The sequence below is a fragment of the Bradyrhizobium canariense genome, assembly GCF_019402665.1.
GTDB lineage: Bacteria > Pseudomonadota > Alphaproteobacteria > Rhizobiales > Xanthobacteraceae > Bradyrhizobium > Bradyrhizobium canariense.
In genome coordinates this window covers 44,855-59,888 of the sequence record NZ_VSST01000086.1, presented here as the reverse complement: position 1 = coordinate 59,888, position 15,034 = coordinate 44,855, and the positions used below count along the sequence as shown (strand labels likewise).

The following is a 15,034-nucleotide window of genomic DNA, read 5'->3' as shown; positions in this document are numbered from 1 at the left end:
GAAAATCGTTTGCCGGCCGCACGGTTCTGAACGGCGTGGATCTCGACATCGCCGCCGGCCAGTTCGTCTCGATCATCGGACCAAGCGGAGCTGGCAAGTCGACACTTCTGCGCCTCGTGGCAGGTCTGGACGCGCCCTCGCGCGGTCGCATCGAGCTTCGCGCGACGGGCCACAAGGCTGACGTGCGCCTGATGTTCCAGGAGGATCGCCTGCTGCCGTGGCGGACCGTGCTCGGCAACGTATTGCTGGGCGTCAAGGGCAGGAAGGGGGACGCCGGGCGTATCCTCGACGCAGTCGGGTTGCAGGGGCGCGAAAGTGAATTTCCGGTGGGCCTGTCCGGCGGCCAGCGCCAGCGCGTGGCGCTGGCGAGGGCGCTGATCCACGAGCCAGACCTGTTGCTGCTCGACGAGCCGTTCGGCGCGCTCGACGCCATCACCCGCGCTGCGATGCAGTTGCTGCTGGAGCAGTTGCTCGTCGCGCGGCCCCGCACCGTCGTGCTGGTAACGCACGACGTGGAGGAAGCGTTGTTGCTTTCCGATCGCGTGCTCCTGGTCAAGGATGGAGGCATCGCACGCGACTTGATCTTCGATCAGCCGCGTCCCCGGCATCGCAGCGATCCGGCGCTGGCGACTCTGAAGGAGGAACTGCTCGACGGTCTGCTGACGGCCGAGCGCGACTTGGCTGCCGTTGCATGAATAGACAAAAGGATGACGACATGACTTTGAATGGCGCGACCAGCGATCGCGTTGGTATCTCCCGGCGAACGGTGTTGTCGGTCGGCGCGGGACTTGCTGCGGCGTCCGCAGGTTTAGGTGGGATGCCGCGCGCGAAGGCCGCGGAGCCGGCGCCGTCGCAACTGACCGTCGCAGTGATCGGAGACGGCCGCACCGGCGTCTGGGCATCGCTGCGCGCAGGCGTGGGTGGCCGCAATCTCGAGCAGGAGCTCGGCACCAGGATCGTCTGGCAACCCGGCTTTACCGCGTCGCTGCCGGTTATGGAGGCGATCAAGGCCGGCTCCGTCGATTTCACCTTTGCAACCGCAACCGCGGTTGTGAACGCCGTTCCTGCGCGCGTACCGATCGTGCCGCTTGCGGCCTATCCGCTGCCAGTCGATGAAGTCGATTTCCTGGTGCAGGCCAACTCGCCGATCAAGACAGCGGCCGATCTGAAAGGTAAGAAGATCGCCCACCAGAACGGTACCACGGGCACCTACAGCCTGATCAAATATCTGGAGACTGCCGGCTTGCGATTGTCTGACGTCCAGGCCGTCAGCTTGAGCGGTGCGGATGCGTTCACGGCCTTCGCGCAAGGAAGCATCGACGGCTGGATTCACTGGCAGCCGGCCACGGCCCTGGCGCTGACAAAGCTCGGCGGCAAGTCCCGTCTGCTGCCTGACGTGAAGACCTACGACTACGCCTTCTACGTCGCGCGCAGTGACGTCGCGTTGGAATATCCGCAGCTCTTCGCCAAGTTCGTGAAGATCATCCGGGAGACACAAGCCTACATTTTCGCGCACCCGGCCGAGTCCGTTGCGCTGTGGGCCTCGCAGGGCGGCTTTCCGCCGAACGGGACCGAGCAGGCCGTCTACGAGAAACTTGTCCGCGATGCCAGGCTGTCGGAGTCGACCGCGGTTGCGCTCAAGCCGATCGATGATGCGGCGGCAGCGTCGGCCCAGGATCTCGCCGACAATTTCCACGCGCTCGGCGTGCTGCCGAATAAGGTCGACGTCCGATCATTCCTGCTCGGCACCCAGTTCGACGCCGCGAAGAAGGCCGTTGCGTTGGAGCTCGGCGCGTAAGCGGCCACACGAAAACACGAGAGAAACATCATGAGCAGTCAGGCCGCCGAGACGGTGTCGATCACCTCTGCCACGATTGGCCACTTCGGCCGCTATTTGCTTAGTGCAAGGACGAACCATTTCATCTCGGACCAGCGCGTCGCCGTCGGCGGTCCCGGCGAAGCGATCAACGCCGGCGAATTGCTGCTGTCGTCGCTCGGTAGCTGCTCGCTTGGACTGATTCAGAAGACGGCGAAAGAGCAGGGGATTCGGCTGCATGAGGCCGGATCCGAAGTTTCGTTCCGGCGTCACGCGACCGATCCTACGCAATACGAATGGATACGGATCGTCGTGCGCCTGTCCGGCGTCACGGCGGGCGAGGCTGAGAGGCTTGTTACCGGTTTCACCGCCAACTGCCCGATCTACAACACGCTGAAGCGCGGCGGTCCCGTCGAGATCTCCTGGACTGTGAGCTGATGCATGCCTGACAAGAAGCTCCACCTTGCCGCCTTTGTCTCCGCAGGTCCCGTCTCCGGAAGCCACGCCGGATGGCGGCATCCGGAAGCCGACGGCGACCTGCTGTCCGCTGCCTACTATCAGAACATCGGGCGGTTGCTGGAGCAGGGGCGGTTCGATCTTCTTTTCATCGCGGACATCCTTGCAATCCCGGACACGCTGGGCGGCAGCGTTGACAGCCAGCTCCGCTATGGTGCGCTGGGCGCGCTGCGGCTCGATCCGCTAGTGGTGCTCTCGATCATCGCGGGCGCGACAAAGCATCTTGGTCTCGGCGCGACCATTTCGACAACCTACGCCCAACCCTATGTCCTGGCGCGCGCGCTCGCGACGCTCGATCACCTCAGCGGCGGTCGCGCCGCCTGGAACATAGTCACCTCGTTTCAGGAGGCAGAGGCTCGCAATTTCGGCCTGACTGAGCAGCTCTCACGCGAGGGGCGCTACGAACGCGCCGACGAGTTTCTCGAGGTCGTGACCAAGCTGTGGGATTCGTGGGAGGATGGTGCGCTGGTCCGCGATCGCCAGGCGCCGCTGTTCGCTGATCCTGCGCGGGTGCACCGGATCGACCATTCCGGCAAATGGTTCAATGTGCGCGGGCCCCTCAATGTCAGCCGGCCGCCGCAAGGACGCCCGGTCTTCATCCAGGCCGGTGCTTCGGATCGCGGACGCGACTTCGCCGCGCGATGGGCCGAGATCATCTTCGTGACGCCAGGCCTGATCGACGTCGCTGTCGAATTCCGCAACGACCTGCGCGCTCGCGCGGTGCGTTTCGGTCGCGACCCCAATACGATCAAGGTGCTGCCCGGCATTGTCCCTGTTATCGGTGAGACGGACAAACAGGCCGAGGCGCTGCACGACCAGCTCCACGAATTATCGCATCCGGAGTCCGGCCTCTCGACATTGTCCTATCATCTCGGCGTCGATCTCTCGCGCTTCCCACAGGATCAGGTCCTGCCCGAGAATCTCGATGTTCCCGGTGTCGAAGGGCACTACCGCGAGGTCTCCGAATTGACGCGGCGCTCGGGCTTGAGCCTCGCCGAGCTGGGGCAGCGTTACGGTGCGGGGCGAACCACCAGCGGATTTGCCGGCACGCCTGGTACGGTGGCCGATCGCATGCAGGAGTGGTTCGAGGGCGGCGCCTGCGACGGCTTCATGTTGCAGGTCCCATATCTTCCGGGCGGTTTAGAGAAATTGGTCGAGGGGCTCGTGCCGGAGCTGCAACGCCGCGGCCTGTTCCGAACCGAGTACGACGGTTCGACCCTGCGTGACTTGCTGGGATTGCCGCGCCCGGCGAGCTGAGGTCCCTTTGGCCGTGATAACCGTGCGACGAATGCCCATTTCCAGTCGGTCAAACCCAGGTGTGTGACCACTAAGTCGTTGATTGTTCTGAACTCCCAGCTGACTCTTAATTAGCCGCTTTATCGGGCTCCTCAGATGCTTGTTCAAGGGCACTTGCCTGCGTGTTAGCGCGCGCCACGCCCAAGCGAATCTGAAGGGCAGCTGCGTTGCTCAATCGATCGCTAGCTGCCCATTTTCATTTGGAAACAGTAGTCAACCTATTGAAACTACTGGAGTGTGTTTCGACCGTTTTTTCCAAATGCGCCTTGAAATCACTATATAATCAAGCAGGTTTTGATTCCGCCATTCGGAGGTTCGATCCCTCCCGCCCCAGCCAGCGCTTAGCTCGCGGCGCTTACTCGGTCGCTTCCATGTGGTTTTGGTCCACGACCCGCAGCGTCCGCCGCACCATGCCCTCGACAATGACCGTCGATTCGCTTGGACGCAGATGGATCGCCGTGGACCTGAGCAGCCATGGCAACACCGACTGCTCGAGCCGCTCTTCATAGGCGTGGCGCATCATGTCGAATGCCATCAGGCCTGGACCCGCCAGGATGACATGGTGTGGGCGCAGCACCGATATCGTTGCGGCGACCGCCTCGGCGAGGGCGCGACCTGCCTGCAGGAACAGCTGCTCGAGACGTGGATCGCCGCCCAGCGCACGCTCGCGCAACAGAGCCATCTGTCCTTCGGACGGCTGCTGCGAGTCCGCCGGCGGCAGATCGAGAAAGGTGCGGGCGTCGCGGTAGAGCGCATAATCGGCAAGATAAGCCTCGATGCAGCCGCGCTGGCCGCAGCGGCATTGCGGGCCGTCCGGCGCCAGCTTGACATGGCCGATCTCGCTGCCGGCGCCCCAGCGTGCTTCACCATCGGCAACGACGCCCATCCCGATGCCGTGACCGACCATGATCGTGGCCGAGAGGCCTTGCGCCAATGCCGGTTCGGCGGACGTGAGGGCGAGCGCGACCGCGACAGCGTCGTTCGCCATCACGACCTCGACCCCGAACGCCTGACGTATCGGCGTCGCCAGATCGACTTCGGTGATCGACAGCGCGGGACTCCACAGCGTCGTGCCGGTGTCGACGTTCACGATGCCTTGCAGCGCAATCCCGATTCCCAATAGCCGATGGCGCGGCGTCGCCGTCGCATCGAGCAGCGCATTGATCTGCGCGATCACGAGATCGCGCAGCGCGCCTGCATCGAGCGCGCGCGTCGACAGTGCAAGTCGCGACTGCGCCACGCCGGAGCCCCGGAAATCCGCGATCAGCGTCTCGATCAGGTTCATACGCACGGAGATCGCGACGATGCGCCCGAACTCCGGGTTCAAGGTCAGCAGCACGGCCGGCCGGCCGCGGCGACGGCCATTCGGCCCGTCCGCATCCTCTTCGTCGGGATCGTCGGACCATGCGGTTGCCGCTGTCTCGGTCTCGCACAGCATCTCTTCCGCGATCAGCCGCGACGTCAGGCCTGAAACGGCCGGGAAGCTCAATCCCGTGTTCCGGGCGAGCTCCACACGCGGCAACGGCCCTTGGCGTCGCAAGACTTCGACCAGGCGGCCACGGTTCGAGCCGCGGGCCACGGTTGAAACGCGTCTCGGCGGCTCAGTCTGGTCAACCATGTTGCCCCTTTAATTCTATTGGTGAATTTAATATGCGCGCGGTGCAGTACTGTGGCGTAAAAAGCACATTCGGAAAACGTCTTTGGGCGCCATGTTTACTAATATCGTACCTTATGTACTAGTTACGCTTGAATAAGACGCTCGTACATCCTGATCTTGACACTTTACGCTGCGTCATTTCTTCGCGGCGTAAATAAAATAAGGGCGCAAAAGCGCTGTGAAGCCCCGGAGTGGGTGAACAAAGGGAGATACACATGAACGGATCAATCAAGAAATTGATAGTGCCGCTGCTCGCGACCGCCGCCGCGCTCGCGATGGCCACGGGGATGGCGCAGGCTCAGCAGAAAAAGACCATTGCGCTCGTCACCAATGCCGCGGCCGATTTCTGGACCATCGCGGGCCGTGGGCTCGAGAAGGCTCAGAAGGAGCACCCGGAATACGACATCCAGTTGATCGTCACCAACGAGGCCACCGCGGCCGGCCAGCGGCGCGAGCTGGACGACCTGCTGGTCCGCGGCGTCGCCGGCATCTCCATCTCGGTGGATGATGCGCCGCACGCAACCGAAGAGCTCAACAAGGTTGCGGCCAAGACCGTGCTGATCACGACGGACAGCGACGCGCCGCAGAGCAATCGCCTTGCCTATATCGGCACCGACAACGTCGCGGCCGGACGCCAAGCAGGCGAGGAGATCAAGAAGGCGCTGCCGAACGGCGGCAAGATCGCGCTGTTCGTCGGCACGATGGATGCGGACAATGCCCGCGAGCGGGTGCAGGGTATCAAGGACGCGATCGCCGGCACCAAGGTCGAGCTGGTCGACGTGTTCACCGACCAGGTGGACTTCGCCAAGGCCAAGGCGAACATGGAGAACGTGCTCGTCAAATATCCCGACATCGCGCTGTTGTCCGGCCTTTGGAGCTACGAGACACCGCTGATCTACGACGCCGTCAAGGCGGCGGGCAAGGCCGGCAAGGTGAAGATCGTCGGCTTCGACGAGGACCAGCGCACGCTGCGGGGCGTTTCCGACGGCACGATCGAATCGACGGTGGTGCAGCAGCCCTACGAGTTCGGCTATCTCTCCGCCACCAACATCATCAAGACGCTGAACGGCGACAAGTCCTGGATCCCGGCGGGGGGCAAGCTGATCGTGCCGACCAAGGTAATCAGCAAGGCCAACGTCGCGGCGTTCACCGCAGACATGAAGAACCTCCTCAAGAAGTGAGTATCAGGCGCCCGGCGGCACGTCCGCCGGGCGTCGTGCGGGAGGAAATGAATGGCGGAAATCCTGTTCGAACTCGCCGGGATCAGCAAATCCTATCCCGGGGTCATGGCCCTCGATGACGTCAGCCTGCGGGTGTACCGCGGCGAGGTGTTGGGCCTGATCGGCGAGAACGGCGCCGGCAAGTCGACGCTGATGCGCGTGCTCGGCGGCGTGATCGCGCCGAGCGAGGGTGTGATCCGCATCGGCGGTAACGACTACGCGCGGATAACGGTGAACGAGGCGACGCAGGCCGGCATCGCCTTCGTGCATCAGGAATTGAACCTGTTCGAGAATCTCGACGTCGCCGCGAACGTCTTCATCGGGCGCGAGAAGCTGATGGGCGGGCCGCTGAAGCTGGTGGACAGCGCGCAGATGCGCGCCCGCGTGACGCCGCTGCTGGAGCGGCTGGGTGCGGATTTCGCGCCGGATACGCTGGTCGAAGACCTGTCCATCGCCGAGCGTCAGATGGTGGAGATCGCCAAGGCGCTCTCGATCGACGCCCGCGTGATCATCATGGACGAGCCGACCTCCAGCCTGACGATTTCGGAGACGGAACGGCTGCTCGAGGTGATTGCCGACCTGAAGGCACACGGCATCTCGGTGATCTATATCTCCCACCGGCTCGGCGAGATCATGACCTGCGCCGACCGCGTCGTGGTGCTGCGCGACGGCCGCACGGTGGGAGAGCTGGCGCGGAACGAGCTAAGCCATGCCGCGATGATCCGGTTGATGATCGGCCGCGACCTGAAAGCGCTGCATACTCCGCCGAAATACCCGCCGCAGCCGGGCGGCTGCGACATCGTCGGCGTCGTGACATCGGCTTTTCCCGACCGGCAGGTTGATCTTTCCGTGCGGCATGGCGAGATCCTGGGCCTGGCGGGGCTGGTAGGCGCCGGCCGGACCTCTCTTGCCCGCGCGGCCTTCGGGGTTGACCCGCTGCTGGGCGGCGAGATCAGGATCGACAACGCGCCGATCGCAATCGCATCGCCGCGCGACGCGATCAGCCAAGGCATCTATCTGGTGCCGGAGGATCGCAAGAAATCCGGGCTCGTGCTGGAGCTGCCGATTCGCGAGAACATGACGCTGGCGAGCCTGTTGGATCATGCGCGGATGTGGCTGGTCAGCGGCGCGGCCGAACGCAAGGTCGCGAAAGAGCAGGTCAGGCGCCTCTCCATCAAGGCGCCGAGCATCGACATGGAGGTGGTGACGCTCTCCGGCGGCAACCAGCAGAAGGTCGTGCTCGGCAAATGGCTGTCCATGAAGCCGCGCGTGATGTTCTTCGACGAGCCCACTCGCGGCATCGATGTCGGTGCCAAGAGCGAGATCTACGCGCTGATGCGCGACCTCGCCGACCATGGCGTCGCGATCGTGATGATCTCGTCGGACATGGAGGAAGTCATCGGCGTCTCCGACCGGGTGGCGGTGATGCATGAAGGCAGCGTCAGCGGCGTGCTCGAGCGGGAGCAGTTCAGCGAATACAACGTATTGCGACTGGCCATGGGCCAGGCGCAGGAAACCGCGGAAGCGGCCGCGCCATGATCAGGAAAGAGCTCGGTCTGGGATTGCTGCTGGTGGTGATCGCCGCCATCACGGGCGCGATCAATCCCGCCTTCCTGTCGCTGGTGAACCTTTTGAACATGGCCAATCTGATCGGCCTGTTCGGTGTGTTCGCGCTCGGCGAGGGGCTCGTGATCATCACCGGCGGCATCGACCTGTCGCTCGGCTCGATGTTTGCGCTGCTCGGCGTCGTGTTCGTCGACCTTCTGACGACCTACGACGTGCCGTGGCCTCTGGCGCTGGCGGCCGTGCTGCTGGGCGGGCTGGTGCTTGGCGGCATCCAGGGGTTCCTGATCACCCGGCTGAAGATGCAGCCCTTCATCGTGACGCTGTGTGGGTTGCTGATCTATCGCGGCGCCGCCCGTTACTACACGAGCGATTCGACCCGCGGCTTCGGTTATGGCGACGAGGCGGCGACACTGAGCAACATCGCCTCGGGCAATGTGGCGGGAATCCCGAACACCTTCATCCTGCTGATCGTCCTTGCGCTGATCCTCGCTGTGCTGCTGCACCGCTCGGTCTACGGGCGCTGGCTTTATGCCGTCGGCAAGAACGAGGAGGCGGCGCGCTTCTCGGGCATCAGCACAAACGTCGTGATCGCAACCGCCTATATCATCAGCGGCGGGCTCGCCGGAGTTTCAACAGTCTTGTTCGTGTTCTACACGAACTCGGTCTCGCCGAGCTCCTTCGGCAATTTCTACGAGCTCTACGCGATTGCGGCCGCCGTCCTGGGCGGGTGCAGCCTGCGCGGCGGCGAGGGGTCTATTCTCGGTATCGTGCTGGGCACGGCGCTGCTGCAGGTGTTGCAGAACCTCGTGAACATCCTGGGCATTCCCAACTCGCTGAACTTCGCGGTGATGGGCACGGTCATTCTGATCGGCGTGTTGGCGGATCAGCAATTGCAGGCACGACGGCGCCGCAAGCTGGCGCTGGCCGGCCTCGCCCGTGCGGCGCCGAAATCGACATTGGCCGAGCAAGTCCAAGGCGCGTCACCGCGCCCCGCGGATGCATTGCCGGCGAGAACGGGTGATCGGGCATGACAGATCCACGCTCCAGTTGACACAAGGCCGCCTGGTCGGCGGCCGCTGGGGGAGGGAGCGCGTTCCAGGCTCGAGGGCTTTGGGCAGGGGCGTGAAGGCGAAACAAGCAAAGCCTGAGACGGCGGGAGGACGAGACAAATGTTGCGCAGGTTTATAAACACCGCAGGGGTGTGCGGTGTGGGGATTGCTTTCTCATCGCTGTTTTGCGGTGGAGTATATGCGGCCGATTTTTCGACGAAAGCTGCACCTGTTCCTTATGCGGCTGACGATTTCTGGACGAGACCGTATCTGTTCGGCGATCTCGGCAGGACCAGGCTGAAGGAGCAGGGCATCGATATCGGCCTGACGCTCGGTAACGAATCCGTCGGCAATCTCTCCGGTGGAAGCAGGAACACCGCAGCCAACGCCGGTCAGTTGTGGTTTGGCGCGAAGCTGGACATGGGGAAACTCGCCGGCATCCCCGGCGGCACCGTCGGTCTCACGCTGGTCGACCGCTTCGGCAAGAATCTGAATACCGAAGCGGACATTCCCGCCCTGCAGCTGACGAACGAAGTGTTCGGCCGCGGCAATATTCTGCGCCTGACGCAGCTCTACTACTCGCAGAAGCTTTTCGATGACCGCCTTGAACTCAAAGGCGGCCGTCTTCCGGTCGGCTCGGACTTCTTCTTCGGCCTGTGCGAGTTCATCAACCTGACCTTCTGCGGCGGCCAGCCCGGCAACATCCAGGGCGGCTACATCTACAATTGGCCGGTGAGCCAATGGGCCGGGGTCGTCCACTACAAGATCGCGCCGGAATTCACAGTGTCGGTCGGTGTCTACGACGCCAATCCGGGTTACCTGACGACGTCGGACCCAGGCGTCTACTTCTTGCCCGGCATTCCCGCCTCGAATCGCGCCAGTGGCGTGATGGTGCCGGTGGAATTGGTTTGGACGCCGAAGGGGCCCTTGACCGGGACCTGGAGACTTGGCGGCTGGTACGACAGCGCCTCGTCTATTGATGGCGGCCTTCCGGGTGTCATCAGCACCATCCCGGGCGTCGGTGGCGTGCCGGATCAAAATATCAGCGATCAACGCGGCCGCTTCGGCGTCTACGAGTCGATCCTGCAACGATTGACTGTTGACGGTCCCGGTGCGGTAGGCTGGTACACATTCCTCAACACGACCGTCGCCGATCACCGGACGTCGTACCAGGATTACCAGATCGCCCTGGGCTTCCGGCATACCGGAACGTTCTCCTGGCGTCCCCAGGACGAAGTCGGCTTCGCGGTGGGCACGACCCACGTGAACACGGCGGCCCTCAGTCCCAACGCCGGCGGCAACGAAGTGCCGCTCGAAGTCTGGTACGGATGGCAGGCGACCGGCTGGCTGAACCTCAAGTTCGACGCCCAGTATGTCATCAATCCCGGCGGGCGCGGCTATAACGGGGTGGGCGTGAAGACCGACAATGCCGTGGTTCTTGGCATGCGCACCGAGGTCCACTTCTGACGGGACGCTCACCCGTCTGATGCGAAAGGTGGGGCATGCCCGTCCCACCGGAGCGCACGCAACATGTGGCGGCTCCGCTCAGCGGAGCCGCCCGGCCGCGACTTCGGTCATTCCGACGTTGCTGCGGCTAGGCGCGGGACTTGGTTATCACCTATCCCTCGTATTGATCCGGCCCCATCGCCCAAAGCGATTGATCGTGGCCGGATGCGTAATTGCGATTGTTCAGCGCCGGATTGCGATTGACCATCGGCCGCATGAACATCGGGTGGGTGGCGCTGCGAACCTCGTGCTCGACCGTGAACAGCGGCTTGCCGCTGTCGAGATCGACGATGTCGCAGAAGCGGTACTGGTACTGATTGTCCTCGCGCGAGATCAAATCGCGCGCCAGCAGCTTGCGATACGGGCCGGAGAAATCGGTGATGTACATCTGCACGTGGTGGCCGTCATAGTCGCCTTGCGGCTGATCGGTCTCGCGGAACAACAGATGCTGGTCGCGGCCGGTCTTCACGGCGGCAACCGTGCCGTCGCCGTTCCGCAACTCGGATGGCATGCCCATGATCTCGGGGTAGAAGGCACAAATGCGCGCGGCAGATCCCACCGGCACGTCGAACTCGACATAGGGAATGCCGAGCGCGACGCGACCGAAGCGCGCGGCGTCGGGCTCGTAACAGCGTAGCCGGTTGCCCCACGGACAAATCGCTTCGACATGGTCGTTACGCTCGGCGAAGGCGAACGCCGTGCCCTCGAGCTTCTTCGCGACTGACGCCAATCGCGCCAGCAGCGCCTCGCGGCCTGCGATGACCAACCCGACATGACCGCGCAGCACTTGCGGCCGGCCGCTCGGCAAATGAAACTGGCTCCGTCCAGCGTTGATCCACATGTTGGTGTCGGACACCATCAGAAAGGGATCGCGGGTGAGCCCGAGGCCTGCGACATAGAACAGTGTGGCGAGGCGCTGGTCCGGGACCTGGATGTTGACGTGCTCGAAATGGATCGCGTTGCCGAGATCTTCTTTGGATCGATCGAATTGTTGCGGCATGGACGGGGCTCTGATTGGGGAGGGAGGTCCATACTAGAGCACAATTTCCGCCAGTCGAAATGATTCGCCGATCACATCTCGAGGGTGGGGCATGGCGTCCGTTGCCACCTTGCCGCAAATGCCAATCCCTGTAAGCTGACAAAAAGCACAAAGGAAGAGATCAATGGGAGGGGTTCTGGACGGCGTCCGGGTTCTCGATTTCGGGCGCTATATCGCGGGGCCCTATTGCGCGACCTTGCTGGCCGAATTCGGCGCCGAGGTCATTCGCGTGGAAAAGCGCGACGGCAGCGAGGATCGCTTCGTGGCGCCCGTCGGCGAAAATGGCGAAGGCGCGCTGTTCCTTCAGGTCAACCGCAACAAGAAGTGCCTCACGCTCGATCCGATGAAGCAGGAAGGGCAGGAGGTGATGCGCCGGCTGGTTGCGACCGCGGACGTGGTCGTCGCCAATTTGCCGCCGCAGACATTGCGCGCGATGAAGCTCGACTACGATTCGCTCAAGGCGATCAAGCCGGACATCATCCTGACGACGGCCACCGCGTTCGGCGGACCGGGGCCATGGTCCGACCGCGTCGGCTTCGACGGCGTCGGGCAGGTCATGTCGGGCGCGGTGTACATGACGGGCGCCGGCGATCCGCCCTACCGGGCTGCGGTCAACTGGGTCGATTTCGGGACCGCGCTGCATTGCGCGTTCGGCACGCTCGCCGCGCTGATCGAGCGCGGCAAATCCGGGCGCGGGCAGATCGTCGAGGGAGCATTGCTCGCCACCGCCTTGTCCTTCACCAATGCCACGCTGATCGAGCAGGCCGTCATCAACGTCAATCGGGTGCCGACAGGCAATCTCGGCCAGACCGCGGCACCCGCCGACATCTATCGCACGAGGGACGGCTGGGTGCTGTGCCAGGTCACGGGGCATCCGCTGTTCAAGCGCTGGGCGAAACTGATGGGCGAGGAGGAGGTCTGGCTGAACGATCCGCGCTTTACCGACGACATCAGCCGCGGCAACAACGGCCCTGTCGTCAGCGAGCGGATGGCGCGCTGGTGCGCCGAGCGCACCACGCAGGAGGCCGTCGACACCCTGGGCAAGGCCATGATTCCGACCGGCCCCGTGCTGAGCCCGCAGCAGGCGTTGGACCATCCGCACATCCGCGCCGCCGGCTTCATGCAGGACGTCGACTATCCAGGTCTGCCGAAGCCCGCACCGGTGGCGCGGGCCGCCGTCCGCCTGTCGGAAACGCCCGGCGAAATCGCGACGCGCCCGCCCACGCTCGGCGAGCATACCGATCTCATCCTGACCGAGCTCGGCTACGACAAGGCCGCGATCGCGGCGCTCCGGCAAGGCGGCATCGTCTAGCGGTGAACAACGGCACCTGCACGGCGGCTTGCCGTCGTGATCGCCGGGCTTTGCCGCACGCTGAGCAATTGCTTCAACGCCTGCGCATCGGCCGGCGCCGCGCTTTTCTGGTCGTTGTCGAAATAGACATAGACGTCGCAGCCCTGCCGCTTCCAGGACTTGATGCGCCGCGCCCATTGCGCGAGCGTGGGTTTCGCATAATGCCCGTGATAGCGCCCGCTGGGCCCGTGTCCGCGCACATAGACGAAATCCGCCGTGCGCTTCCATGGCGCCGACGCGTCGTGATGGTCGGACAGGCACAGCGAGATGTTCTCGTCGGCCAGCATCCGCAAGATGCGCGGCTGATACCAGCTCGGATGACGGAATTCGAAACTGTAACGCCGCTTCCGCGACAACAGCTTGAAGAAGCCGGCGAGGCGGTCCGCGTCGGCTGCGAATTGCGGCGGCAGCTGGAACAGGATCGGGCCGGCCTTGCCGCCGAGCCGTGAGATGCGATCCTCGAGCAGCTCGAGGCTGTTCACCGAGCGGTCCGACAGGCGCTTCCAATGCGTGATGAATTTCGAGGCCTTCCAGGCGAAGACGAAATCGCGGCCGGTCTGCGCCCGCCAACCCTCGACGGCCTCCGGCGTCGGGGTGCGGTAGAACACGCCGTTCAGCTCGGTGGTGTCGAACTGCCCGGCGTAGTAGCTCAGCTGCTGCTTCAGCGTCACGCCCTCGGGAAAGAACGGGCCTCGCCAGGAGGCGTAATGCCAGCCGGAAGTTCCGATCAGAACGCGCGCCATGTTTGCCGTGTCCATCCGTTGCGATTTGCCGGATGGGAACGTCCGTGCGGCCGATACGTTGCTCGTGAGCTTGATCAACGCAGGACCGGAACCGATGTACGCGCTGTTCGAAGGCAATAAGCAGATCGGCGACCCCTTTCCCTCCGAGAAGGAGGTGTGGGAAGCCGCCTTGATCGAGGGGCTGGTGACCGACGTGCCGGTCGCGGACGAGGAGGGCGGCCGGCTTCTGCCTGCCGGCTATCACGTCGCGCAGGTCGAGGAGACGTTCGAGCCGAAGCCGGGCTGGAAGCTGCCGCGCGAGATCTCTTGAGCGGGCGCGTGTTCGCAGGGCGGTGAGCTTACTACGCGCAGCCAGGCTTAGCCGGATGAATGCGCAAGACCCGGTGAGTTCGTTATCGCTTGAAGCACGGCAAGACGGTCGGGCCTCAAGATGATCCGCCGCGGCGGCTGATCGCCGACTTTCGAAATTGGTCCGTCGACGAAGTAGTGGCGCACCTCGTTGAGGCCCGTTCAGCGAGGCATGACGGATTTGGATTTGCTCAGGTTCAGTTCTTCGATGCCGCTATCGCGATGTCGGGCCGAAACCCGAAAGCTCGTCGAGACCGTCACATGGTTTGCATCGAGGTTAAAATGATACTTGGCAGATCTGACGGCATTTGGCTGAATGAGCCGAAACAATGGACCGAGGAGGGCAACAGCCTTGAAGTGGTCACTGACAATGCCACCGACTTCTGGCGCGAGACTCATTACGGCTTTATCCGCGACAACGGACATTTTCTCGGGTTTCTGGCCGGGGATGCCTTCACGGCCGAGTTGCGGGTGCGAGGTAATTTCCAAGCGCTCTACGATCAAGCCGGCATCATGGTGCGCGTAGACGCTAATCGCTGGCTTAAGGCCGGAATCGAATTTGCGGACGGACGGGCCATGCTTTCGAGCGTATTGACGGATGGGCGGTCGGACTGGGCAACAGCACCCTATGAGCACGACGCACGTGACTTCCGATTGCGGGTAACCGTTGCTCATGGCGTTCTTCGTGTGCAAGCTTCGAACGATGGCAAGGTTTGGCCTCTCATGAGGCTTGCGCCGTTTGCCAAGAAACCTTCCTATCTTGTTGGACCGATGGCTTGCACGCCGGAGCGGGCCGGGCTGGAAGTGGCTTTTTCGGAGTTTCGGATGACGGCGCCGCTCGGCAAGGACCTTCACGATCTAGAATGAGGCTGCTGGCGCGGCCGGAGGCAGCGCTGAAGTCTGAAGTCGCCCATCGCCGTCGGTTGG

General features: G+C 63.5%; 14 protein-coding genes. 11 read left to right on the top strand and 3 right to left on the bottom strand.

The genetic code is table 11. The features are described 5' to 3' along the window. Window positions 1-35 precede the first annotated feature (35 nt). Genes FXB41_RS36130 through FXB41_RS36115 form a run of 4 tightly spaced genes read left to right on the top strand, consistent with a single transcriptional unit; the run spans window position 36 to window position 3,589 of the window. Window positions 36-695 (top strand): ABC transporter ATP-binding protein, encoded by a 660-nt coding sequence (locus FXB41_RS36130; RefSeq protein ID WP_311985940.1) that lies wholly within the window; start codon window positions 36-38, stop codon window positions 693-695. 20 nt (window positions 696-715) lie between these two features. Beyond that, window positions 716-1,798: an ABC transporter substrate-binding protein gene (locus FXB41_RS36125; RefSeq protein ID WP_219685149.1), complete on the top strand. Its 1,083-nt coding sequence runs from the start codon at window positions 716-718 to the stop codon at window positions 1,796-1,798. 30 nt (window positions 1,799-1,828) lie between these two features. Next, entirely contained in the window at window positions 1,829-2,254 is a 426-nt protein-coding gene (locus FXB41_RS36120; RefSeq protein ID WP_219685148.1) for an OsmC family protein, read from the top strand. Window positions 2,255-2,257: 3 nt separating this feature from the next. Then, window positions 2,258-3,589: an LLM class flavin-dependent oxidoreductase gene (locus tag FXB41_RS36115; RefSeq protein ID WP_219685147.1), complete on the top strand. Its 1,332-nt coding sequence runs from the start codon at window positions 2,258-2,260 to the stop codon at window positions 3,587-3,589. A gap of 394 nt (window positions 3,590-3,983) precedes the next feature. Here the strand turns inward: FXB41_RS36115 and FXB41_RS36110 are convergent, their stop codons facing one another. Continuing rightward, a complete protein-coding gene (locus tag FXB41_RS36110) occupies window positions 3,984-5,246 on the bottom strand; it encodes an ROK family protein (protein ID WP_219685146.1) in 1,263 nt (420 codons plus the stop codon). 254 nt (window positions 5,247-5,500) lie between these two features. Here FXB41_RS36110 and FXB41_RS36105 point away from each other — a divergent pair, with 254 nt between their 5' ends. The 4 genes from FXB41_RS36105 to FXB41_RS36090 all read left to right on the top strand — a co-directional run bounded on the left by FXB41_RS36105 (window position 5,501) and on the right by FXB41_RS36090 (window position 10,587). After that, entirely contained in the window at window positions 5,501-6,466 is a 966-nt protein-coding gene (locus FXB41_RS36105; protein ID WP_007594182.1) for a sugar-binding protein, read from the top strand. A 51-nt stretch (window positions 6,467-6,517) separates the two neighbouring features. Further along, window positions 6,518-8,044: a sugar ABC transporter ATP-binding protein gene (locus FXB41_RS36100; RefSeq protein ID WP_219685145.1), complete on the top strand. Its 1,527-nt coding sequence runs from the start codon at window positions 6,518-6,520 to the stop codon at window positions 8,042-8,044. After that, window positions 8,041-9,102, top strand: coding sequence for an ABC transporter permease (locus tag FXB41_RS36095; protein WP_007594180.1), 1,062 nt, complete (start codon window positions 8,041-8,043; stop codon window positions 9,100-9,102). The genes FXB41_RS36100 and FXB41_RS36095 overlap by 4 nt, the downstream gene beginning before the upstream one ends. Window positions 9,103-9,240: 138 nt before the next feature. Next, entirely contained in the window at window positions 9,241-10,587 is a 1,347-nt protein-coding gene (locus FXB41_RS36090) for a carbohydrate porin (protein WP_219685144.1), read from the top strand. A gap of 151 nt (window positions 10,588-10,738) precedes the next feature. Here FXB41_RS36090 and FXB41_RS36085 read toward each other — a convergent pair whose 3' ends face one another. Continuing rightward, entirely contained in the window at window positions 10,739-11,626 is an 888-nt protein-coding gene (locus FXB41_RS36085) for a VOC family protein (protein WP_219685143.1), read from the bottom strand. Between the two features lie 163 nt (window positions 11,627-11,789). On the opposite strand from FXB41_RS36085, the gene FXB41_RS36080 reads away from it, so the two are divergent. Beyond that, on the top strand, window positions 11,790-12,977 hold the full coding sequence (locus tag FXB41_RS36080) for a CaiB/BaiF CoA transferase family protein (RefSeq protein ID WP_219685142.1): 1,188 nt from the start codon (window positions 11,790-11,792) through the stop codon (window positions 12,975-12,977). Here the strand turns inward: FXB41_RS36080 and FXB41_RS36075 are convergent. After that, window positions 12,974-13,759 (bottom strand): DUF72 domain-containing protein, encoded by a 786-nt coding sequence (locus FXB41_RS36075; protein WP_219685141.1) that lies wholly within the window; start codon window positions 13,757-13,759, stop codon window positions 12,974-12,976. The genes FXB41_RS36080 and FXB41_RS36075 overlap by 4 nt on opposite strands. A 94-nt stretch (window positions 13,760-13,853) precedes the next feature. Here FXB41_RS36075 and FXB41_RS36070 point away from each other — a divergent pair, with 94 nt between their 5' ends. Both FXB41_RS36070 and FXB41_RS36065 read left to right on the top strand, forming a co-directional pair. Further along, complete coding sequence (locus FXB41_RS36070) at window positions 13,854-14,069, top strand: hypothetical protein (RefSeq protein WP_007607539.1); 216 nt, start codon at window positions 13,854-13,856, stop codon at window positions 14,067-14,069. A 320-nt stretch (window positions 14,070-14,389) separates the two neighbouring features. Further along, window positions 14,390-14,974, top strand: a complete 585-nt coding sequence (locus tag FXB41_RS36065) for a DUF1349 domain-containing protein (RefSeq protein ID WP_007594171.1) — start codon at window positions 14,390-14,392, stop codon at window positions 14,972-14,974. Window positions 14,975-15,034: the final 60 nt, after the last annotated feature.

Bases quoted from the DNA above. Each gene is read 5' to 3' on its own strand.
- FXB41_RS36125 (WP_219685149.1), top strand. From the start codon at position 716: ATGACTTTGAATGGCGCGACCAGCGATCGCGTTGGTATCTCCCGGCGA.
- FXB41_RS36120 (WP_219685148.1), top strand. From the start codon at position 1,829: ATGAGCAGTCAGGCCGCCGAGACGGTGTCGATCACCTCTGCCACGATT.
- FXB41_RS36115 (WP_219685147.1), top strand. From the start codon at position 2,258: ATGCCTGACAAGAAGCTCCACCTTGCCGCCTTTGTCTCCGCAGGTCCC.
- FXB41_RS36110 (WP_219685146.1), bottom strand. From the start codon at position 5,246: ATGGTTGACCAGACTGAGCCGCCGAGACGCGTTTCAACCGTGGCCCGC.
- FXB41_RS36105 (WP_007594182.1), top strand. From the start codon at position 5,501: ATGAACGGATCAATCAAGAAATTGATAGTGCCGCTGCTCGCGACCGCC.
- FXB41_RS36100 (WP_219685145.1), top strand. From the start codon at position 6,518: ATGGCGGAAATCCTGTTCGAACTCGCCGGGATCAGCAAATCCTATCCC.
- FXB41_RS36095 (WP_007594180.1), top strand. From the start codon at position 8,041: ATGATCAGGAAAGAGCTCGGTCTGGGATTGCTGCTGGTGGTGATCGCC.
- FXB41_RS36090 (WP_219685144.1), top strand. From the start codon at position 9,241: ATGTTGCGCAGGTTTATAAACACCGCAGGGGTGTGCGGTGTGGGGATT.
- FXB41_RS36085 (WP_219685143.1), bottom strand. From the start codon at position 11,626: ATGCCGCAACAATTCGATCGATCCAAAGAAGATCTCGGCAACGCGATC.
- FXB41_RS36080 (WP_219685142.1), top strand. From the start codon at position 11,790: ATGGGAGGGGTTCTGGACGGCGTCCGGGTTCTCGATTTCGGGCGCTAT.
- FXB41_RS36075 (WP_219685141.1), bottom strand. From the start codon at position 13,759: ATGGCGCGCGTTCTGATCGGAACTTCCGGCTGGCATTACGCCTCCTGG.
- FXB41_RS36070 (WP_007607539.1), top strand. From the start codon at position 13,854: ATGTACGCGCTGTTCGAAGGCAATAAGCAGATCGGCGACCCCTTTCCC.
- FXB41_RS36065 (WP_007594171.1), top strand. From the start codon at position 14,390: ATGATACTTGGCAGATCTGACGGCATTTGGCTGAATGAGCCGAAACAA.